General features: G+C 50.1%; 16 protein-coding genes. 13 read left to right on the forward strand and 3 right to left on the reverse strand.

Going from position 1 to position 21,857, the window contains the following annotated elements; all coding sequences use genetic code 11:
• Positions 1-183 precede the first annotated feature (183 nt).
• The 8 genes from GRF59_RS26810 (at position 184) to GRF59_RS26845 (ending at position 10,023) form a co-directional block, all read left to right on the forward strand.
• Entirely contained in the window at positions 184-1,992 is a 1,809-nt protein-coding gene (locus GRF59_RS26810) for a sensor histidine kinase (RefSeq protein ID WP_160500782.1), read from the forward strand.
• Positions 1,985-3,571 (forward strand): response regulator, encoded by a 1,587-nt coding sequence (locus GRF59_RS26815; protein ID WP_160500783.1) that lies wholly within the window; start codon positions 1,985-1,987, stop codon positions 3,569-3,571. Before GRF59_RS26810 ends, GRF59_RS26815 begins: the two co-directional genes overlap by 8 nt.
• Before the next feature lie 103 nt (positions 3,572-3,674).
• Entirely contained in the window at positions 3,675-5,009 is a 1,335-nt protein-coding gene (locus GRF59_RS26820; protein ID WP_160500784.1) for an ABC transporter substrate-binding protein, read from the forward strand.
• 68 nt (positions 5,010-5,077) lie between these two features.
• Positions 5,078-5,959, forward strand: coding sequence for a carbohydrate ABC transporter permease (locus tag GRF59_RS26825; protein WP_160500785.1), 882 nt, complete (start codon positions 5,078-5,080; stop codon positions 5,957-5,959).
• Positions 5,960-5,973: 14 nt separating this feature from the next.
• On the forward strand, positions 5,974-6,807 hold the full coding sequence (locus GRF59_RS26830) for a carbohydrate ABC transporter permease (RefSeq protein ID WP_160500786.1): 834 nt from the start codon (positions 5,974-5,976) through the stop codon (positions 6,805-6,807).
• A gap of 24 nt (positions 6,808-6,831) precedes the next feature.
• Positions 6,832-8,592, forward strand: a complete 1,761-nt coding sequence (locus tag GRF59_RS26835) for a glycoside hydrolase family 36 protein (protein ID WP_160500787.1) — start codon at positions 6,832-6,834, stop codon at positions 8,590-8,592.
• Positions 8,593-8,619: 27 nt separating this feature from the next.
• A complete protein-coding gene (locus GRF59_RS26840) occupies positions 8,620-9,441 on the forward strand; it encodes an MBL fold metallo-hydrolase (protein WP_160500788.1) in 822 nt (273 codons plus the stop codon).
• 99 nt (positions 9,442-9,540) lie between these two features.
• On the forward strand, positions 9,541-10,023 hold the full coding sequence (locus tag GRF59_RS26845) for a hypothetical protein (protein WP_160500789.1): 483 nt from the start codon (positions 9,541-9,543) through the stop codon (positions 10,021-10,023).
• A gap of 123 nt (positions 10,024-10,146) precedes the next feature.
• Here the strand turns inward: GRF59_RS26845 and GRF59_RS26850 are convergent, their stop codons facing one another.
• Entirely contained in the window at positions 10,147-11,130 is a 984-nt protein-coding gene (locus GRF59_RS26850; protein ID WP_160500790.1) for a hypothetical protein, read from the reverse strand.
• 896 nt (positions 11,131-12,026) lie between these two features.
• Here GRF59_RS26850 and GRF59_RS26855 point away from each other — a divergent pair.
• The 3 genes from GRF59_RS26855 to GRF59_RS26865 all read left to right on the forward strand — a co-directional run bounded on the left by GRF59_RS26855 (position 12,027) and on the right by GRF59_RS26865 (position 14,876).
• Positions 12,027-12,692 carry a TetR/AcrR family transcriptional regulator gene (locus tag GRF59_RS26855; RefSeq protein ID WP_160500791.1) on the forward strand — a complete coding sequence of 222 codons (666 nt, stop codon included), beginning with the start codon at positions 12,027-12,029 and terminating at the stop codon, positions 12,690-12,692.
• Between the two features lie 112 nt (positions 12,693-12,804).
• Entirely contained in the window at positions 12,805-13,482 is a 678-nt protein-coding gene (locus tag GRF59_RS26860) for a pentapeptide repeat-containing protein (protein ID WP_160500792.1), read from the forward strand.
• A 251-nt stretch (positions 13,483-13,733) separates the two neighbouring features.
• Positions 13,734-14,876 carry a serine hydrolase domain-containing protein gene (locus GRF59_RS26865; RefSeq protein WP_160500883.1) on the forward strand — a complete coding sequence of 381 codons (1,143 nt, stop codon included), beginning with the start codon at positions 13,734-13,736 and terminating at the stop codon, positions 14,874-14,876.
• Positions 14,877-15,205: 329 nt separating this feature from the next.
• Here the strand turns inward: GRF59_RS26865 and GRF59_RS26870 are convergent, their stop codons facing one another.
• Positions 15,206-15,385 (reverse strand): hypothetical protein, encoded by a 180-nt coding sequence (locus GRF59_RS26870; protein ID WP_160500793.1) that lies wholly within the window; start codon positions 15,383-15,385, stop codon positions 15,206-15,208.
• 532 nt (positions 15,386-15,917) lie between these two features.
• Between GRF59_RS26870 and GRF59_RS26875 the strand changes: the two genes are divergently transcribed.
• Positions 15,918-17,987 (forward strand): alpha-galactosidase, encoded by a 2,070-nt coding sequence (locus GRF59_RS26875; RefSeq protein WP_160500794.1) that lies wholly within the window; start codon positions 15,918-15,920, stop codon positions 17,985-17,987.
• Between the two features lie 16 nt (positions 17,988-18,003).
• A complete protein-coding gene (locus GRF59_RS26880) occupies positions 18,004-20,607 on the forward strand; it encodes a carbohydrate-binding protein (RefSeq protein ID WP_160500795.1) in 2,604 nt (867 codons plus the stop codon).
• 240 nt (positions 20,608-20,847) lie between these two features.
• Here the strand turns inward: GRF59_RS26880 and GRF59_RS26885 are convergent, their stop codons facing one another.
• Positions 20,848-21,723: a helix-turn-helix transcriptional regulator gene (locus GRF59_RS26885; protein WP_160500796.1), complete on the reverse strand. Its 876-nt coding sequence runs from the start codon at positions 21,721-21,723 to the stop codon at positions 20,848-20,850.
• Between the last annotated feature and the right edge of the window lie 134 nt (positions 21,724-21,857).

Genomic DNA, 21,857 nt, shown 5'->3' on the forward strand with positions numbered 1-21,857 from the left:
TTCATTAGATCTTCTGTTTTTTTGGGTTTCGTCCCCATTTTGTGTTTGCATCCTTATACATATTTCCTATGGGGAATATAGCAAAAAGAGGTTGAAATGTCGATACTTGACGGTATATGGAATCAAGCATACCATTATTGAAGCCTGACATGAAATGAGAGAATCGGAGGATGAATCGATAGGATGCAGACCGGTAAATTCAAGTGGTTTCGGAACCAAAGGATTCAGAATAAAATCATTTTTGTGTACCTGCCGCTAATGGTCATTCCGCTGGTGCTGCTGGGACTCTTTTCTTATACCGCCAATACGAATTCGATCGTCAGCAAAACCAAGAAAAATATGCTGGATGAATCGCGGCTTATTACCACCCGGATTGATACGATCATGAGTAACGCTGAGAGCTTCGCCAACATCGCCATGCTGGATTTGAACAAGGAAGTGAAGCTGAAGACGCTGGAGTTGAAGGCCAAAAATGACGGCGAACTGCCGATGAGCGAGGATCATATGCTGCGAAACCAGATCGAGAACAAGCTTGATTTCGCCCAGCTGATTTTCCGCGAGGTAGAGTCGGCCGTATTTATCGACCGCAATCAAAACATGTATACCACCGATGCCAGGCTCATGAATGGAAGCACAACCGGGTTTACAAGCGATATGTTCCAAAAGGTCGAGCACAGTAACGGCATCATGATTTGGTTCCCGATGCAGAAACGAAATTTCTGGGTGCTGGATGAGGGGAAGCCGGTGCTGACCGTAGGCAAGAAGATACTCGACATGGAGACGATGGAAACGCTTGGATACCTGTTCGTCAACATCAACGAGAAAACGCTTTCAAATGTGTATAACCCGGTTGGTCCGGATTTGTCTACCGGTTATTATATCGTGGACTCACGCGGCACCATTATCTCTTCGGGGGATGAGAAACAGGTTCTGAAGCCGCTTGAATCTGCCCGAAAGAAGGAGATCATGTCGCAGGATACCGTACTCGAAGAAACCCGGAAGGATAACGGTGAAAAAATCTTGTTGACGGCCATGCCTTTCGGCCACTCGGATTGGAAGCTCGTCGATGAGATTTCGCTTACCGACCTGACCCGGGAGACGCGTAAAGTGTCCAGGATCATTGTGATCGTCGGCGGCCTGTGTTTTTTGCTCGCGCTGCTCGGATCCATCATCTTGTCCGGCGTGATTGCGGCGCCGATCATGGCGCTTGCGAAGCATATGAACCGCATTCGGGACGAGAATATCGACCGTCCGGTGGAAGTCAAAAGCAGGGATGAGGTCGGCATGCTAGGAGCGGGACTGAATATGATGCTCGGCAGGATCAATGACCTGATTATGAAGGTGAGAGACGAACAGAAGCTGAAGCGGGAATATGAGCTCGCGCTTATACAGGAGCAGATTAAGCCGCATTTTTTCTATAACACGCTGGATTTGATCTATGTGCTATGCAAAACCGGAGAAAGCGAGGAGGCCGGCAAGGCGACGAAGGCACTGGCGGATTTCTACCGGGTTGCGCTCAGTAACGGCAAGGAAATCATCACCGTTCGCGAGGAAATTCAGAATCTTCACAGCTATCTCTATATCCAAACCGCCAGATATTCCGACCTCTTCGACTTCCGGATCGACGTTCCCGCTGAGCTCATGGGTTATTCCATCCCTAAGCTGACCCTGCAGCCGCTAGTCGAAAATGCGATTTATCACGGACTGAAGGAGAAGGGAAGCTTTGGTCATATCATCATCGAAGGCCGTCAAAAGGAAGAGGCAATGGAGCTGAAGGTTATAGATAATGGAATCGGATTTTCACCGGAACAGTTGGAATGGTTCAAGAAGGGCAAGGAGGGAAGCGAATCCTTTGGCCTGAAAAGCGTGGATGAGCGGATCAGGCTTTATTTTGGGGACCGGTACGGCATCCGCATCCACAGCACGCTGGGGACAGGCGCTGAAGTCACTGTCATGATTCCGCTCTCGAAAGGAGAAACGTACAATGTATAAAGTGATTTTTGCTGATGACGAAGCCAGATTCCGTGCTTATTTCAAATGTGTCATCGACTGGAACGCACATGGCTTCGAACTGTGCGGCGAGGCTAAAAACGGGCTCGAAGCGCTGAAGCTGGTGGAAGAGACGCTGCCAGATATTGCGATCGTGGATATTAACATGCCTTACATGAACGGGATGGAGTTGGCAGCCAAAGTCAAAGAGAAGTATCCATCGACATTTGTTGTACTGGTCACCGGTCACAGCGAGTTTGAATATGCCCGCAAAGCGCTGAAAATCGGCGTGGATGATTATATCCTAAAGCCCTTTGACGAAGAGGAGCTGCTCGTGGCCCTAGCGAAAGTCAAGAGCTCCATTGAAAAGCTGCAGTCCGAACGCAGCAAGACGGAGAAGGAGAAGGCTGCGCTGAGAGAAAGCTTTCTGAACCTGCTGATCAGCAATGATGACGCGGGGGACAGCGAAATGATCCAGGAGCAAATGGAGAGACTGGACATGCAGGAGTATGGAGGAGTATTCCAGGTCATTTCCGTGGAGATCGATGGCCTTCAGGAGGAGCTGCTTCATACTGCCGAGGTACGCCTGCGTAAATCAACCGTGTCCAGCCTGCTGGGCGATCTGATTCAAATCGAAGGGAAGCACCACATCTTTAACGGTCCGGAGAACCGGATCATCATGCTGCTGCAATACGACCATGAAGAGAATGTCAGCCTTTCGGAGGATGGCTTTGTGAAGCTGTATTCGATTCTGAAAAAGCATTTCGGTTTCAGCGTGACGGTGGGAGCGGGGCGCGCGGGCAGCGGGATGGCTTCGATCCGCCAGTCTTATAAGGAGTCGGTTGTCGCGCTGCGAAACCGGATTTCCATGAATTTGGACGATGTGCTGAAGTACGAGAATCTCGTATCCAGACCGGCCAATATCGGCTTTTACCCGAGCGAGATGAACGAGAACCTGCTGATCCAGCTCAGGCTGCATGAAGAGGCGAAGATCAAGGATACGCTGGAAGCCATCCAGAATTATATCCGAACCAATCAATTATCCGGCGATTACATCCATATGATTTTGGCGGGGCTTGTATCGCTTTGCCTGACCTATGTGCATGAATTAGGCAAGCATGTAAACGACATTTTCCCCACGGGCTTTTCCCCGTTCGAGGAAATCACGAATAAGCCGTCGCTCGAGGCGGCCTTCGAATGGATGCATGAATTGTATATGAAGGTTCTGGAGCATTCCAGGAATGTCAAACGCTCCAAGTCGAATAAAACGCTCACGCTGGCCCGGGAGTATATTGACACGCATTATGCGGACAGCCAGCTCAAGGTTGAGGATATCTCGCGCCATTTTTTGATTCAGCCGAGGTACCTGCTCAAGATCTTCAAGGAAGGACTCGGGATGAGTGTCAGCGACTATATCGTGGAGACCCGAATCAAAAAGGCAAAAGAACTTCTCAGTTCCGGCCGGAATTTGCGGTTATCAAGCATCGCGGAAATGGTGGGTTACAGCGACTTGGCCCATTTCAGCAAAACGTTCAAAAAACATACTGGTTTATCGCCGAGCGAATATGAGGTCACGAGATAAAGATGTCGAAATATACAAATCAGTTCCGATTCCTCCATTGTTGGAAAGATAGCGTTTTCATTAAAATGAAATCATATCGAACACATAAAGAGGGGGAAAATCGATGAAATTCAATGTTAAAAAACCGGCTTCGATGCTGTTGGTACTCTCCATGCTTGTGCTCGCACTTTCCGCATGCGGATCAGGCGATAAATCCAGCGATGCAGGGGCGGACAGCAAGACAGATGCGGGCGGCTCTACGCCAGCGGCGAAATCCGTGAAGCTGAAATTTTACGCGCAGTACAGTGATCCCGATAAGGCTGTGTACGATGCGGCCGCAGAAGCGATGAAGAAGGTCATGCCTGAAGTAAGCGTGGACTTCGAGGTCTCCGCTCAGGATGATGAGCAAAAGATTAAAACGTATGCGGCGGCAGGCAGCTTGCCGGACATTTTCTACGCATCCAGCGGTTTGATCGAGACGCTTAAGAAATCAGACAATCTGGCGACGATGGACGATGTGATCAAGGAAAATAATCTTGAAGATAAGCTGAATGAAAGCGCAAAGCCGATGATGTGGAACAAGGACGGACATTCCTACGCGGTACCGAACGTTGGACAGTGGGCCGGACTCATTTATTACAACAAAGAATTGTTCAGCCAAAACAATGTGAAGGTACCAACGAATTACGATGAATTTTTGGAAGCCGTCAAAGCCTTCAATGCGAAGAAGATCACGCCGCTCGAGGTATTCGCCAAAGAAAAATGGCCGGCGGTGCTGTTGCTCGACATGGCGGTCGTAGGATCCGAACCGGGCGGTCTGAAGAAATTGGATAACGGAGAAGGCACATTCTCCGATGAAGCATACGTGAAGGGCGCACAAAAATTAGAAGAGCTTACCAAGGCCGGACTCATCTCTAAAAATGCATTCAACACGACGGCAGACGATGCTGCGGCTCAGTTCAGCTCCGGCAAAGCGGCGATGTACATGAACGGCGCATGGTCGATGAGCAACCTGGACTCGCTCATGGGTGATAAGGTCGGCATTTTGTATACTCCGCTGGCTGATGCAGATAAGGTGGATCAAGTGAAATGGAACCTGAGCGGTGGAGGATTCAACCAAGGGTTCGCGGTTTCCAAAAACTCGAAAAACAAAGATGTGGCCGTGAAATATGCTGCATTGTTCTCCCTTGAATTCGCGAAGCAGCGCGTTATCCTGCTGTCCGATCCTAACTCGATTCTGGCTGAAAAGGTCACTCCGGAAAAGGGACTTTCACCGATTCAGCAGCAATATGCGGACGATTCGGTGAATTTCAAAACCATGACGACGTTTGCTTGGGGATACGAGAACGCGAAGTTCAAGACGGCGGTGGAAGATAATACGCAAAAATTGCTTGCCGGACAATCCTCAGAAGACTTCATCAAAGACATGAACAAAGCGCTGGAAACGGCTCGTAAATAAATAAGGTAGGTGAGAACAGGTTATCCTTGTCTTTCTTGGATGACCTGTTTTTCAAGGGGAGGGAGAATATGACATCCAGACAGAAGTATAATTTAGCGCTACTCGTATTTACGGTTCCCACATTGCTCTTTTTTACGGTGATCGTTATCGTTCCCATTATTCAAACGTTTCAGAAAAGCTTTTTTGATTGGGATGGGCTGACCCCGGCGACTTTTATCGGGATGGATAACTATAAACGGCTGCTGACGGATGACGACTTTTGGGTTTCATTGAAGAACGGCCTTATCTTTGCCTTTGTCCTGGTCGTTTATCAGATGGGACTTGGAACAATTTTGGCGATTGCGCTCAGTAACAAGAGCATTCGAGGCCGCAAGTTTTTTAAGACAAGCTATTTCATTCCGGTCGTTCTCTCGGGCGTCGTCGTGTCGCAGCTCTGGATTTCGATCTACAATGCCGACGGAGGACTGCTCAACAGCATATTTTCCGCACTGGGTCTAGACTATCAACAGGCTTGGCTGAGCGGCGAGCATACCTCGATCTGGGCGATTGCTTTCACCAATGCATGGCAGAACATGGGCGTCCAACTGGTGCTTATTTACACCGCGATCAAGTCTATTCCCGAACATCTCTACGAGGCTGCCAAAATCGACGGTGCACCCTTTTGGAAAACCCATTGGAAAATTACGATTCCTCTCCTGGGCGAGACCTATAAATTCTGCTTGATCATCGCGATTACCGGCGGGCTGAACGCGTTCCAGAACATGTTCGTCATGACGAACGGCGGACCGGGCAATATCTCGTACACGCTTACCTTTATGATGTACAAAGCGGCATTCAGATCCGGCGAGTACGGCTATGGATCAGCAGCTTCCGCCATATTGGTTATTGAATGTCTATTGTTCACCATCCTCATTAACAAATTGGTGGCACGGGAAAAAATCAGTTATTAAATGGGGAGGCACTTATGTTAAAAAGACTGACGAATCGAACGCTGATCTATGTACCGTTGTCACTGTTCGTATTGCTTAGCTTATATCCGCTGATTTGGCTTTTGTTCTACTCTTTTAAAACCAACGAGGAGATCTTCTCCACCAATGTATTCGGGATTCCGAAGCAATGGCATTTCGAGAACTATCAAAACGCGTTTTCCGCGTTCGATTTGCTGAATTATTTTAAAAATAGTCTTGTGGTATCCGTTGGCACGGTGGTGTTCACGGTCATTCTGTCGCTGATGTTCTCCTATGCGGCTGCCCGGATGAAGTGGCGGCTTGCGAACGGAGCCAAGATTTACATGACCATAGGCATGTTTATTCCGATGCAGATCATCCTGATTCCATTACTGATTCTTGAACGTACGTTTCATCTGCAGAATAGTTACCTGGCCGTCATTGTGCCTTACGTGGCTTTTCAGCTGTCATTTGCGACGATTATCTTTTTCGCCTTTTTCCGGACATTGCCTTATGAAATTGAAGAGTCCGCCTCGATTGACGGGGCTAGCGTATATACGACGTTCTTCAAGATTATGGTTCCGCTCGTGAAGCCTGCGATTGCCTCCGTAAGCATCTTCGTCTTCCTGTATGCATGGAACGAATTCCTGGTCGCTCTCGTGATGATCAGCGATAATGCGCTGAAGACACTGCCGCTCGGACTACTCTACTTCCAAACGCAGTTTACTTCGGATTGGGGTGCCATGGGAGCGGTGATGGTCATATCAACGATTCCGACGGTTCTGATCTATCTGCTGTTCTCGGAACAGGTGGAAAATGCTCTAACCGTAAGTTCGGCAGTCAAAGGATAAGGAAGAACATCAAGGAGGATCAACATGCGGTTTCAAACCGGAGCAAGACTTATTAACATTCATACGGAGGACAAAGACTTCCGTTTCTCCCTGGAGCTCATCGAAGAGATGAACGGCGTGGAATATATCCGCTTTGCCATGGATGCCGACAAGCCTAGCATTCCAGGCTCGGTGCAGCTGTCCTGGATGCATCCTGCCATCGACATATCAGGTTACTGGGATCCGGGGGCCAACCGGGAAAAGGGACTGCGGATCGACTTCAGCACACCGCTTGAGTCCAAGGCCACTTCACTGGCTCCCGTGTGTTCCGTGTATAATTCCGAAGGAACCAATCGCCTGACGGCAGCCTTCTCGGACGCAATGCGGCCGCTGCGGATGCGGGCAGGCATTCACGAAGAAACGGCAGAGCTCGAAGTATGGCTGGAATTGTTCACTGAAGCTTGTCCACCGATCGACCATTATGAGGCCGTGATCCGCATCGACACGAGAGAGGTGTTCTATGCCGATTGCCTGCGCGAGGTCAGCCGGTGGTGGGCTGATATGCCGGGATATACGCCGGCATGGGTACCGGACACGGCCCGGATGCCGATGTACTCCACCTGGTACAGCTTTCACCAGCAACTGGACCCGGACAAGATTGCAGAGCAGTGCAGGCTGGCCAAAGAGCTGGGCTGCGAGGCGGTCATCGTGGATGACGGCTGGCAGACGGAGGATAACCAGCGCGGCTATGCTTACTGCGGCGACTGGGAGGTTGCACCGAAACGGATCGCCGATATGCGTCATTTTGTGGATCGGGTGCATGAGCTCGGGATGAAATTTATTCTGTGGTATTCCGTCCCGTTCGTGGGCAAACACTCCAAAGCCTGGAGCCGCTTCGAGAGCAAGTTCATGAACAGCTATGGCGTGGATACCGCGGTGGTGGATCCCCGGTTTCCGGAGATTCGCGAATACTTGATCGGTATCTACGAAGAAGCGCTTCGGACTTGGAACATCGACGGTTTCAAACTGGATTTCGTGGATTCCTTTAATCTGTCGGAAGAGATGAGATACTCGCTTGGCGGAGGCCGGGATTACGACTCCGTTCCAGAGGCGGTAGACCGCCTGCTCTCGGATGTGATGCAGCGGCTTAAGGCGATCAAACCGGATGTAATCATCGAGTTCCGGCAAAATTACATCGGTCCGCTCATGCGGAAATACGGCAATATGTTCCGGGTGGCCGACTGTCCGAACAACTACAGTCAGAATCGGATCGGTTCGATCGATATTCGCCTTCTGAGCGGTAGCACCGCGGTACATTCGGATATGATGATGTGGAACTGGAACGAGAAGCCGGAACATGTCGCGCTCCAGTTCATTCATTCTCTATTTTCCGTGCCGCAGTTATCTGTCCTGATAGATCAAGTTCCGGAGGTGCATCGCCGGGTGATTGGCTTCTGGCTTAGCTTCTGGCGTGAGCACCGGGAGCTGCTGCTGGACGGAGACCTGCAGCCACAGTCACCGGAATTTATGTATCCGGTTGTATATGCAGCGGACGGAAGCCGTGTTCTTGCGGCGGTATACAGTGAGCATATCGTTCATCTCAGCGGCGAGCATCAAGTCTGTTTGCTCGTAAACGGTACCTCGCGGGATGCGGTTGCGGTACAGCTTGCTGGAGAAGTGAGCGGCACTATGACCGTGCTGGACTGCATGGGCGCTGAAATATCCAAAGTGGCGGTTCATTTGGAGGAAGGACTTCACCTGTTCAAGCTTCCTCCGTCAGGACTGATCAGACTTCAGCAGGAATAAAGCCTGGAATGAGGGAGTGATGATGCAATGATAATACGCTTTTTGGGGACGGCGGCTTTTGAAGGCATTCCGTCGCTGTTTTGCCGGTGCGAGTTATGCGCCAAAGCGAAGGCGGCCGGCGGAAAGGAGATTCGATCCCGTACATCGGTCATGCTGGACGATGATCTGAAGATTGATTTCCCGCCGGATACCTTTATGCATATGGTGAGGGACGGGCTGGATCTGGAACGAATCCAGGACCTGGTCTTCACCCATTCGCATTCGGATCATCTATACGCAGAGGATTTGGCTGCCAGGCTTCCGGGTTACGCGCAGTCCCTGGCTCATCCAATCCAGGTCTATGCGAATGATGCCGTTTTGGTCCGGATCAAGCAGACGCTTGATTTCAACGGAGGGCTTCAGGGGAAATTTGTGCTAAGCCGGGTGAAGGCTTTTGAACGGCTGGAGCTGCAGACGGCGGTCGTTGTACCGCTTCCGGCGAGCCATGATCCGATCGAGACCTGTCTTTTGTATTACATTGAAAAGGGCGGCAAGGCCATTTTGTATGGTCATGACAGCGGCTGGTTTCCAGACGAAACCTGGGCTTGGTTGCAGGACAAAAAACTGGATCTGGCCGTACTTGAATGCACGATGGGACGATCGGATTACCGTCAGAGCCATATGAATATCGAAGCAGTGCTTGAAACGAAGCAGCGATTCGACGAATACGGCATGCTGAATCCGGGCGCCGGCATCGTCGTTACCCATTTCTCTCATAACGCACAGCTGTCCCACACGGATTTGACGGAGATCTTCGAGCCGCATGGAATCCGGGTGGCATATGACGGCATGAATCTCGAACTTCCATGACAATGACACCACCGCAGATGCGCCAGGCATCGGCGGTTTTTTTTCAGGATCATCAAGGCGGGGAAGGATATACAGCGAAAAGGAGTAGAGAAGATAACCATGACAGCACAGTATCGTCTCAGAGAAGAGGAGTATTTTGACTGGAGCACGCATGTTTTGCAGCTTAGAAACGGAGTCAAAAGCAGTACTGCCAGCATCGAGGAAGTTCAGGCCAGCATGAATTTCACCAAAATCTTTTTGGAATACCAGCTGACATTCCCTTGTCTCGTTTTATGCAACTGGGCAATCGACAACGCGCTGAGAACATTTTATATGAAGAAGCATCGGCAGATTAGTCCTCCTTATACGCTGTCTCTGAATCAGCTTCTGGAGCTGACCCGCGATAGTCGCGGACATCCCGACTTGGAGACGGTCAATTTTATGGAAAGCATTCGGTTCCTTGTGAATAGTCCCGATATGGCCCTGCATCAGCCTATGAATGAGGGGCATTTGATCAACATGATCCGTCGAGCGGATAAACTGGTGTATGATTTGTACTTGCGAAGTTATGGAGCGGAAGCAAGGTATAAGCGGGTCTTCTGACCGCTGCAGGCATCGGCGGAGAATCTCTGCAAGGGGTCAGACTAGTCTAAGAAAAAGCCACGAAACCTATGCGTGATGCTAGGTTGTGGCTTCTTTTTTCGTAGGATCAGACCGTTAAAAGGTTTAGATATGAAAGCTCCATTGTCCTAACGAGATATAGACGGTTAACAAACCAAATAACATTACACAGAAATTAATGACCACAAATAAGCAGCGCATGGTCAAGGTACGATGGAATTTAAAGAAAGTTTTGAACCCGTCGTTACCGTTAATGATGAACAAGATCAGTATGGTATGTACGATGGTATGTCCAACGATTTCTGTAAATCCGAACACGGCTGTCGTAAGGATAAATATACTCGTAAGCAAGAACGCAGAGAATCGATTTAAAAGTCCAACAATGAATGCCCAAGCAAGTCCTAGCTCAATGAAGGCGCTGATCAAAACAAATTGATCCACAGAAAAACCCATAGTCGGGAGATGATAATCGTGCACGAGGGAGTAAGCAAGTTCGGGTATCGTAAGCTTTTCCATGGCGATCCATGCCAGAGACAAGCCTGTAAAAAAATAGAGAACCATATTAATGGAGGGGGACCATCGTGTGTTAACGAAGCATAAGTAATAGATGATTCCAACATAAAATACGTAGTCCAGTACCTGGAAAATTCCGTAGTTCACAATGGCGGTGATGTATAGAGCGGTAAGTGCCAGTCCACTACCGAGGAGCAGCTTGCGGTGCAATAATCCCACCATGGCCGCTATAAGAAAGAGGTATACCCAAATGTGATTAGACACGAACGAAGGGGATAGATAGGTTCCTGTACAGAGTTGAAGGAGGAAGCCAAGGCCAACTCCTATACGAAATATCGTCAATTGAAACCGCTTTAACTTATTGAGAAAAAAATGAAACTGATTAATGAAACGATATTTCTCCAGTTTTTCATTACATATTGCAGCAATGAGCAATGCTACAAGCGTGAATGCCAGCCAGAAGAGAAAAACGGGGGTGATGACCTTAGACATGGATTCGGGGTACCATAGATGTTGATGCGCAAACCATTTGACGTGCGTGAATAAATTGCTCCATGGAGGGAGCCATCGTGCCATAGGGAGGATCACTTCCTTTTCTTGAAAATGTGTACTCATCCATCATTTTGTTTTCAAATATTCACAAAAATATACTTTGATGGAAAATAATTAATTATTATTCATATAGTATCATAAAAACTACAAATATTAACATAAAATATACAAAAATTACATTAATTTTCTAATATAGTTATTTTTAGATTTCATAATCTTGATGAAGAATGTTGTATTTTGTGACAAAGTCCTCGAAATTATAAAGCTTAAGGTTTCGTTGTCATCAATAATAGTGTGGTCTTTTATTTCTATTTTTTGTATTAACCATTATATACTTATGGTGGAAAATCAAAGGGGCAATGGAATGAGCGGAGCATCTTATATATTAGTTTGGTAAAGAATACATATCCAACAACCATCAATCGCTTTCAAACCACGTTGATATGACATTCAACCAAAACTTTTTAAATTCAAATCATGTTCTTGTACGGATTGTAAAAATGTCAAAAAACAGATAGATTCCTAATAACAAATAGGAATACGAAGATGCTTGGATATAAAGATCCAAGCGTTTCAATTTTTATTTTGCCTTGTTGAATAAAATAGCCCGTTAGCTAAATAATGATTATTTTTCTAAGGAACACCCTTTTAAAAAATTGCCTTAGTGATGGATCTTTTGATCTCTTCTCATACATGGAATTTTATAGGGAAAGTGTTCATACGGTTCTAGGCCAATCGTTAGTTTGTTATTACGAGACGTGAGCATTTTGTACATTCAAATAATCGTGAAAGGCTAACTGAAGAGCTGCTTCGCGCCCGAACACCCAAATCAAATGACTGTGATTTTCTGGTGTTGACATTAAAAGGATGATCGGATATATTTGATACATACCAACCGAATGTATGAAAGGGGAAAGCGAATGGCAAGGAATAAATATCCTGAAGAAACAATCAACCAAATTCTAACCGTGGCTCTTAACCTGTTCATACAAAAAGGATACGAGCAGACCTCTATTCAGGATATCATTAATGAGCTGGGCGGGCTGACAAAAGGGGCAATTTACCATCACTTCAAGTCGAAGGAGGAGATCCTGCAGGCTGTCACCGACCATATGTTCAAAGGTGTTGACGAGATGCTGTCCGGCGTCAGGGACGACAAGGAGCTGAACGGACTGGAAAAGCTTCGCAAGATTTCCCGCGTCTCTCTCGGCAATCCAGCCCAGAACGAAATGGCATCGGCGGCGCCGAACCTCTTGCGCAATCCGAAGCTACTGGCGGCACAGATCGAGAACATATTCGAAAAAGGTGTACCCTTCTATATCCAGCCCATCATCGAACAGGGTATGCGAGACGGTTCGATCCGAACCGACTATCCAAGGGAGCTAAGCGAAGCGTTGATGATTCTCACCAACCTTTGGCTAAACCCGGCGGTCATCCAAGCTACGCCCGAGATGATGTTGCGAAAGGTAAGGCTTTTCGATGAAATATTGAAAGGCCTTGGGCTTGACCTGTTCGATGAGCAAATGATTCAACGATACGAGGAATTGTACCGTTTGTCAGCTCGAGAAGTCAGCAAAGAAAACTAAACTGCCGAAAGGCAGCTTATTTTTAAGCCTATACATACCAACGGTTGGTATGTATAGGTGATCAAGGTTCAAACGTGTGTTAGAAAACTTATTTTAAGGAGATGTGAATGTAATGAGTAAGAAATTGACAATGACCACCCGCTCGTTGAAACAGCAAGTCGTGACCAACTTTAGCGGTAGCAACCTGGCCAAGAGTGACTTAGCGGGTGTTACGGCCCATAAAGGACTGTTTAAGGGCAGCGCGCTCTCCGGTTCCGACTTTTCAGGCGCGGATTTGATCGGCAGTACGTTTAAGAGAAGCGACGTACGCGAAGCCAACTTTGACGGCACGAATCTGACGGACTGCAACCTGTCTGCGCTTGACCTGACAAATGCAAGCTTCAATAAGTCGATTCTTGTACGAACCAACTTCAGCAGCGCGAATCTTAACGGAGCGAAATTCACGGGCGTAAGGCTGACCGACGTCACGTTAACGACGACGGATCTTAAAACAACGATATTTGAAGGCTGTTTGTTTGACGGGGTTGACTTCAAGTACTCCGATCTGAGCGGGCAGCGTTTCGACGGACAGACGTTTATCGGCGTGAAGTTTGACAGAGCGGGATTAAGCAACGCTTCGTTCAAGGGCGCTACATTAAATAATGTTTCTTTCCACCCGGGGTTTACCTTTACTAAGAAGTACTATCGCATGATCAAAACGATCTGCTTTGACGGCGCGACGATGGATAAATTGACATTTGCTGCCCTCAAAGGCATGGATGCCAATTTGTCAAAAGTCACAGTCATTTAAGGGAGGGGATTCGATGCAAACCAAGACCATTCAAGTAAAAGGACTGCAATAACCAACAAGCAGCTCCAAGTGCTGAAAGGTGACGTTTCGGAGCCTTCTATAGTGAAAGAACACAAGCAGATTCTTTGATCAAGGAAAACACCAAGCCGGGAGAGAGTTTATAGTTTAAAACAATAGGACTGATAAAAAAGTAAAGTGAGGGAAACGAAATGGAAAAGATAACAACAGAAGATTTTAGTTCGTCAGAAAATATGAAGGAAAAAAGATTCACTACCGGGCAGGATCGCCCGGAGCTGCAGAAGGCCATCCAGGAGATAGTCGATTCCGGTTTCCTCGGGGTGCAGCTGCGCGTGCACGATGAGCAGGGCGAGTGGGTCGGCAGCGCCGGGGTGAGCAGGTTGGGCGAGGAGGCGAAGCCGCCTACAAACGGGCACTTCCGGATAGGCAGCAGCACCAAGACCTTCACCGCGACCGTGGTGCTGCAATTGGTTGCCGAGGGCAGGATCGGGCTCGACGACCCGGTGGTAGACTACCTGCCCGAGTTCAGGCTGGACCGGCGGATTACGGTGCGGATGCTGCTGCAACACACCAGCGGGGTGTTCAACTTCACCGGCGAGTATTACGAAGACGGGACGGTCGTGCCGGGGATCCCCTGGCAGGGCCAGGAGTGGGTAGACAACCGGTTCAAGACCTACCGGCCGGAGGAGCTGGTACGGCTGGCATTGTCCAAGCCGGTGCGATTCGAGCCGGGAACGGACTGGAGCTATTCCAACACCAACTACGTGCTGGCCAGGCTGCTGATCGAGAAGGTCACCGGCAGCTCGCTCGCCGAGGAGATGCAGCGGCTGATTCTGGGGCCGCTTGGGCTGTCGGGTACCGTGGTACCAGACACCCAGCCAGAGATCCCCGGACCTCACGCCCACGCCTACTACCGGTACGAGGACGCCGGCGAGCAGAAGACGGTCGACATCACCCGCCAGAATCCCTCGTGGATTTCCACCGGTGGCGACATGATCTCGACCACCCAGGATCTCCACACGTTCATCTCTGCGCTGATGGACGGCAAGCTGCTCCCGGCCCCGCTACTGGCCGAGATGTGCAAGCCGCATCCCAAAATCGGCTATGGCTTGGGGGTGTTCGTGCAGGACGCCGGCCCGAACGGCGACGGTACCATCATCACCCACAACGGCGGCATTTCGGGCTTCGCGGCACTGATGTACAGCACGCCCGACGGCAGCAAGACCCTGACCGCCTCCGTGAACTATGTGGACGACGTCGCAATGTCCCTGGCAGTGGCATTTCAAAAGGCGACGCAGAGGCTCGTCGAGGAGGTGTTCGGCGGCGGGCTAGCCGGGTCGGCTGACGCGGCCGAGCCGGCTAGTAAACAGGGCTGAGCACCGTGGCCCCGGCTGGACTCCTTTCGGTTGTGCATGGGGTAGAGCGGTCGCCGGGCTAAAATCATTTAAGTATAATAGTGATATGCTAGTCTTTTGGTGCTTGAAGTACTAATAAGCTGATGTAAGACTAGTAAACGATATAAAAAACGGGAGCCATTCAACTAAAGGGAAACGATAATAGCTCAATGAAGACATATTAAGGCAGCCGGCTTTTTGGGTCGGCTGCCTTTTTCTCTACAACGGGAAGTCTAGTTCAGAAGCAGGTGAATGTATCATCCAATATGTGGTAGTATGGGATTCTCCTGAAACGAGTAACTCGATTCTCTCTACTCCAATTCTTCACCATGACGATTCAGATTTTTATTTAAGGTGACAGTGCCTTTGGACGGCCTAATGGATGAATTGGAAGATACATCGGCAGCACGTCTGACCTCGGCGCAATTCACCAACAGGATGCTAAAGGTCAAAACAGCAGCGACAACGGAGTGCGTGGATTTGGTTTTCACAATTTCACCGCCTCGTGTTCTCTTATTTATATAACGCTTTCATTTTCGAAAAGTTGTAATAAATCCATCGAGCCGATTCATCAGGTATACCGCAAACCGGGAGAGATTTGCTTCATATTACTCTCATTTTATGGTATTTTTTCATTCTGCTTATGAACATTTTCGCACAAAATCATTTCTATGGGTTTACGTTTTACATTTCGTTCATTTAAGGGTTTATTACATTTTAATTTCAGGAGCAACCGGTCAAAATTGTAACGGTAGGATACCGATAAAAACAATGGTTAAAGCAGCTGCTTGACGGGATTTTTGAAGACTATAGAATTTATAAATTTCCCATAGAGGATAGCGCATTTTAACAATCCGCCGCCGCAAGAAGTGTTAATTCCCGGTATTAATCGGAACATCGCTCTATAGAAAGCGCTTTATTTCCTCTTCTATAATGTAGTCAACTGCTGAGCCGTACCGGAAATAAGAAGGTCCGTTCAAGCGGTTTGAAATGACGCGAAGAACAAGGAGGAAAATAGAGCGAATGATAAGAAGCAGCGAAGCGGACGTGATCGGAGTTCGGGAGACCGATTCCCTGATCCACTTGTCGAATGGAATGGCAGAACTTGAAATCAATCTGGCCGACGGCGGGTACTCCGCAGCCGGGACCACGGTTTTGGCTTGGAAGGAAATACGCAGCGCATTCCGGTGGAACGGCCGGGAATATCATACGGGACACTATGACCGCCACATGAAAAAAGAAGAACCCGAAACCGTCCAAGACGGCTTTGGGACAGGCATTCATTTGACCATTGTGCATGAATCCGACGCGCTGCCTGCCTTGGAGCAGCATTTTTGGATATATGAGAATTCCCCGTTTTTTCTGACCCGTGTCGTGTTGTCAGGAGAGGCTGACCTGAAATGCAACCGGCTGACGGTGCTTCGCACAAATGGCGTTGCACTGGAGCAGGCAGCCACAAAGGATGATGAGCTTCACGTGCTGCGCGTGCCGTACGATAACGATAAATGGGTGCGCTACGTTACCGAAACGGCTCCGCTGGATACCGAAAGTTATGAGGTCACGGCGCTTTTTCAACCGCACAGCCGCCGTGGGCTTATTGTGGGTTCACTCAGCCATAATGTATGGAAAACAGGCATCCGCGTCAAAAGCGAGAAGCCGGGAACGCTGGACGAATTCGAATGTTACGCCGGCGCAGCGGGCGAGATGACGCGCGATACGCAGCCGCATGGTTATGTTCATGGACCGCGAGTGGAGTCGCCGCTGGTATTCGTCGGCTTTTACGATGATTACCGCGCTGGAATGGAAGCATACGGACGGGCCAACGAGGAGGTTGCTCCTTCGCTGACTTGGGAAGGCGGCGTGCCGTTCGGCTGGAACAGCTGGTCCGCGGCGATGAGCAGCCTCGATTACGAACTTTACACGGCGACCAGCGATTTTTTGAAACGGGAAACGCAGGAGCGGGGCTTTCAGAACGAAGGCACGCTGTACATCAACTTCGACGCATTCGGGGACAATCTGACGCCCGCGGAGATGGAGGATGCCCTGGCACGCGTCCGGCAAAATGGGCATAAGCCGGGTACCTACTGGACGCCGTTTGCCTTCTGGGGGAGTCCGGCTCAATTCGGCGAGTCCGTGGAAGGAACGGACGGCAAATACACCTATGCGGATATTTTGCTGCGGGATCATGAAGGCGAGATCTTGGCCGATATTGCCGGCGGACTCGCGATCGATCCGACGCATCCCGGCACGCTGGCCAGAATGGATTGGTTTGCGGAGAAGTTTATTGCCGAAGGCTTCGAATATATTAAGCTCGATTTCATGGCGCACGGAGCGCTGGAAGGCAAGCATCATCGTCCGGACATAACGACCGGTATCGCTGCCTACCATTATGGGCTGTCCTATCTAGCCGCCAGGCTGTCGCCGGAAGCCGCCGGAAGACCGGTATTCATCAATCTGTCCATCGCGCCTCTGTTCCCTTACGCCTTTGCGCACAGCCGCCGGATTTCCTGTGACGTGTTCGGCAAGATCGAGGATACGGAATATCTGCTCAATTCCCTGACCCACGGCTGGTGGATGAACGGCACCCTGTACCGGTTCAATGATCCGGACCATTCGGTCCTCTACAAAAGCTTTAACCAGGACCCGACGACGCGCCATGAAGGGAGAAGCCGCCTGACCGCCTCGGTCATCTCCGGCACCGTATTGCTGCTCGGCGATGATTTCAGGCAGGAAGAGGCCGCTTGGCGAGCCAAGGAATGGCTTGCGAATCCCGATATCCTGGAGCTTGCCCGCTTAGGGCAGACATTCGTGCCCGTGGAAGGGAACCGCGGCAAGCATGCTTCGGAAGCCTTCCTGCTGACCCACCCGAACGATCCGGATTCGGTATATCTGGCCGTCTTCAATTTCGATGCGGATTCTCCTGCGCAAAAGTCGGTTGCCATGGAGCGGCTCGGACTGGATCAGGCAGCTTTCTATCAGGTATACGATCTATGGGAAGGGATGGAAAGCGAAGCCGGCGCAAGGGTCACGGTGAGCTTGGAACCGGCCGAATCCAAAATACTGAAGCTGAGTCGTAAACGCGAAAGCCAATGAAAGAGGAGGTTCGCTCATGAAAAATAGAAACCGATTCATCCCCAAATTGCTGGCCGTCCTGCTGGCTGCAGGACTTGCCGTGTCGGTACCCGCGACTTCCCGGGCTGAAGCTCCAGTGAACACCGGCGGAAGTGCCTCTGCCGTGTCACCGGTGGTTTATTACGAAGCCGAGTCGCCGGCCAATGCATTCACGGGAAATGCGGCGATAGCCGATTGCGGGACCTGCTCGGGTGGCAAAAAAGCAGGAAACCTGTACGGAGGATCGACCCTTCAGTTTAACGGGATTCAGGCTGACCAAGCCGGCGTTTATACGATGACGGTGCATTACATTTCAGGAGATCCCCGCTCCGCGTTGATTTCGGTGAACGGGGCCGAAGGGGGAAATTTCAATTTTCCTAAGACGGCAGATTGGGACACGGTAGGCGCTTATGATATCCAAATGGATCTGAAGCAGGGAAGCAATACCATCGTCTTTGCCGACGGCGGCGGCTATTCGCCGGATATCGATAAAATCGGACTGCGGTTTGATGCGGAAGGAGACGGAGGTCCCGGCAATGACGGCAGCATCGGGGATCTGGGCAAACAGCTTCATGTGACGAAATACGGGGCGGTTACCCTGACGGAATACCAAAAAGGGATCAAGGTATCCAATCCTTCCTATGAACTGCTGTACAATACCGTCTCGGGACTGTCCCAATACAATTGGAACCGGAAGCCCGTGATCAAGGGCGGATACAGTGCGATTCGTTTGGACCGCACGGTGGCGAGCACGGATTACAAGAGCCATGTGTTCAGCAAAAAAGACGTGACGCCATTCCAGGATGCGACGGGCCGAGGAATCAAAGTCACGATCCGCAATGAGGAAAAGGGACTGCCGACGCTCAGCCAAATATTTTACATCTATGACAGAGGGGCGTATGTATTGACAGAGACGGCAGCGACGCAAGCGACAGCCCTGACCACGAACGATATCACGCCTGTCACCGTCCATGCCCGAGGCGGAATCGATATCGGCAGCTATGGTGATAACCGGGTTCTGGTGACACCGTTTGATAACGACAGCTGGTCCCGTTATCAGGCCAAAACCATCAATACGAGATTGAACAACGACCATTACGTCAGTTCCGAGCTTACGGCGATTTATGATAACGCCAGCCGGAAAGGCCTCGTATTGGGCTCGGTAACGCATGACACCTGGAAAACAGGTATCTATTGGAGCGGATCGGACAACAAGCTGAACGAGCTGCGCGTATACGGAGGATTCACGTCACAAGACTCAACGCATGACAGTCTTGCGCATGGGAGCGTCACAGGCAAAACGGTAACCTCACCCAAAATTTTCATCGGATTCTACGATGATTACCGCAGCGGCCTGGAGGGGTACGGCCAAGTGAATGCAGCGATAGCCCCGCCGCTTGCTTTTGGGCCGAACATTCCGGACGGCGTCCCCGTCGGTTGGAACAGCTGGGGAGCATACGCGGATCATCTCAGCTACGACCAAGCCGCGGCCGTGTCGAAATATTTCAAGGAACATCTGCAGGAACAGTCCTTTTCCAACAACGGCAATGTGTACATCAACCTCGACTCCTATTGGGATAACATGACCGATGAGCAGCTCTCGGACTTGGTGAAGCTGATCCGTGCCAACGGACAGAAGGCGGGCATCTACTATTCTCCCTTTGTCTATTGGGGCGACAATCTGAAGCAGACGGTCGAAGGAACGGACGGCAAGTATACCTACGGGGATATCGTGCTGCGGGATGCATCCGGCAATGTCCTTCCCAAGCTTGATGGTGCCTACGCGGTCGACCCGACCCATCCGGGCGCGAAGATGAGGATCGACTATTACATGAACCGGTTTAAACAGGAAGGTTTTGAATACATCAAGGTGGATTTCCTCAGCCATGGTGACATGGAAGGCAAGCATGACGATCCGAAGGTCCAAACGGGCATTCAGGCATACAACCAAGGCATGGCCTACTTGGACAAATCCGTGGGAGGAACCATGTTCATCAGCGCGTCGATCGCGCCGCTGTTCCCGAGCCAGTATGCGCACAGCCGCCGCATTTCCTGCGACGTGGACGGCAGTCTCGGCAGTACGGAATACCAGTTGAACAATTTGACTTACGGCTGGTGGCAGAACGGGACGATTTATCATTTCACGGATCCCGATTACATGACGCTTGTCAAAGGGGGCTCGTACGAAGGGGCGCAGACGCGGGTGAACGCGGCGGCCATCTCGGGAACGGTGTATCTGAACTCGGATGACGTGAGCAACCCTGATGCCCGGAAGTACATGGAAAGCCTGCTGATCCATCCGGAAGTCAACGCGCTAGCCGTCAAAGGCAAGGCATTCAAGCCGGTCGAAGGCAATACCGGAACGAAAGCAGCGGATTCGTTCGTCCTTGAAGATAAGGGCACTTACTACCTGGCCGTTTTTAACTACACGGGAGATCCGGCAACGCGCCAAATCGATCTGAAACGCGCAGGAGTTGCGCTTGCCGGAACCAAACCGGTTCAGGTAACGGATCTCTGGACAGGCAGCACGCAGACCTCCAGCGGGACGCTTGACGTTTCGCTCAAAGGCGGAGAATCGAAGCTGTATAAGATCGTTCCCTGAATTCTACATTGACCTGGTGCTGGTTTATCTTGGGCCTAAGATGATTTTGCATTGACGGAAGAGGAAAGGCGGCAAATCGATGGATTGATCCGGAATCACCGCATTGGCGGCGATCCAGATAACTTCAACTTTTAACCTTCTTATACAAGGCCTTTATCCATACATGAGAATCGCGTATTCCAGCGGATTAGCCGGATACGCGATTTTTTTAATTTTCGAGCCTAGCCTAAAATCTTTAGTTCATCTTATATAGATCCGATTATGCGGATTCAGACGGTACTGGCTGGGCGAAATGCCGTAATGCTCGCTGAAGTGCCTGGAAAACGGGTGGATTGAAGGATATCCCAATTTTTCCGCGATGGCTGTGATGCTCGCTTCGCTTTCCACAATCATATGGGCCGCCCTTTTCATGACGAGCTGATGATGGTACGCCTTCGGGGTGACCCCCGTCTCACGGAGGAACAGCTCATGGAAATAGGTGCGCTTCAGCCCGCAAAACCGGGACCATGCTTCAATCGTCTGTCCGTGCTCCGGATGGCTGTTCAAATACTCGAGCAGGCGGACAATGCGGTAATCGCTCGGCTGATGCACGTTCAAAGCGTTGTACCAGGACAGCATCCAGCCGTAGAGAAAGCTGTTGACCGTTTCGCTGCGGTAAAACTTCATCTCCTCGTAGGCTCTGGCGATCATCACGAATCCGTCGTAGAGATGGGGATGCGCACGGAGCGAAAAGACGCTGGGAAGTTGATCCAACTCATCGCATGGGAACTCTGCCGCCTTCTGTTCAAACGCTAAAGGCTCGGGTGCATGGATGAAAGAGCGGTTCGGAGAGACCGGATTGACGTTGTCCCATAAATCGAAATATAGATTATAGGACGAGAGGGGGTGGGACGGGCGGATATGAAAAGCATGCGGCTGGCCGGGACGCAGAAAAATAAGCGTTCTCCGCTCGATCGGATATTTTTTGCCGTCAATCTCCATCTCGCCCGGGCCGTCGGTAAACAAGTGGAAGGCGTATACGCTTCCGGCGCGAAGATGCTCGTTGCTGCTTCCGTCGTACAGATAACTCATCGAATCCCCTACGAACGGGGTCAACTCGGATAGTGTCTTCTTCATGATTCATTACTCCTTATGCCCGAACTATTGTGAATGAATTTAGCGGATGATTTGTCAAATGCATGGATGGGTTAGCAAAGACATTATATCTATACTAATGGTACGATAAAATCAATAATTACGAAATATAAATA

It is taken from the genome of Paenibacillus dendrobii (genome assembly GCF_009807035.1).
In the GTDB taxonomy this organism is placed as follows: Bacteria; Bacillota; Bacilli; order Paenibacillales; family Paenibacillaceae; genus Paenibacillus_AQ; species Paenibacillus_AQ dendrobii.

Excerpts from the sequence above, each read along its gene's own strand:
- GRF59_RS26810 (WP_160500782.1), top strand. The coding sequence starts at position 184 with ATGCAGACCGGTAAATTCAAGTGGTTTCGGAACCAAAGGATTCAGAAT.
- GRF59_RS26815 (WP_160500783.1), top strand. The coding sequence starts at position 1,985 with ATGTATAAAGTGATTTTTGCTGATGACGAAGCCAGATTCCGTGCTTAT.
- GRF59_RS26820 (WP_160500784.1), top strand. The coding sequence starts at position 3,675 with ATGAAATTCAATGTTAAAAAACCGGCTTCGATGCTGTTGGTACTCTCC.
- GRF59_RS26825 (WP_160500785.1), top strand. The coding sequence starts at position 5,078 with ATGACATCCAGACAGAAGTATAATTTAGCGCTACTCGTATTTACGGTT.
- GRF59_RS26830 (WP_160500786.1), top strand. The coding sequence starts at position 5,974 with ATGTTAAAAAGACTGACGAATCGAACGCTGATCTATGTACCGTTGTCA.
- GRF59_RS26835 (WP_160500787.1), top strand. The coding sequence starts at position 6,832 with ATGCGGTTTCAAACCGGAGCAAGACTTATTAACATTCATACGGAGGAC.
- GRF59_RS26840 (WP_160500788.1), top strand. The coding sequence starts at position 8,620 with ATGATAATACGCTTTTTGGGGACGGCGGCTTTTGAAGGCATTCCGTCG.
- GRF59_RS26845 (WP_160500789.1), top strand. The coding sequence starts at position 9,541 with ATGACAGCACAGTATCGTCTCAGAGAAGAGGAGTATTTTGACTGGAGC.
- GRF59_RS26850 (WP_160500790.1), bottom strand. The coding sequence starts at position 11,130 with ATGGCACGATGGCTCCCTCCATGGAGCAATTTATTCACGCACGTCAAA.
- GRF59_RS26855 (WP_160500791.1), top strand. The coding sequence starts at position 12,027 with ATGGCAAGGAATAAATATCCTGAAGAAACAATCAACCAAATTCTAACC.
- GRF59_RS26860 (WP_160500792.1), top strand. The coding sequence starts at position 12,805 with ATGAGTAAGAAATTGACAATGACCACCCGCTCGTTGAAACAGCAAGTC.
- GRF59_RS26865 (WP_160500883.1), top strand. The coding sequence starts at position 13,734 with ATGAAGGAAAAAAGATTCACTACCGGGCAGGATCGCCCGGAGCTGCAG.
- GRF59_RS26875 (WP_160500794.1), top strand. The coding sequence starts at position 15,918 with ATGATAAGAAGCAGCGAAGCGGACGTGATCGGAGTTCGGGAGACCGAT.
- GRF59_RS26880 (WP_160500795.1), top strand. The coding sequence starts at position 18,004 with ATGAAAAATAGAAACCGATTCATCCCCAAATTGCTGGCCGTCCTGCTG.
- GRF59_RS26885 (WP_160500796.1), bottom strand. The coding sequence starts at position 21,723 with ATGAAGAAGACACTATCCGAGTTGACCCCGTTCGTAGGGGATTCGATG.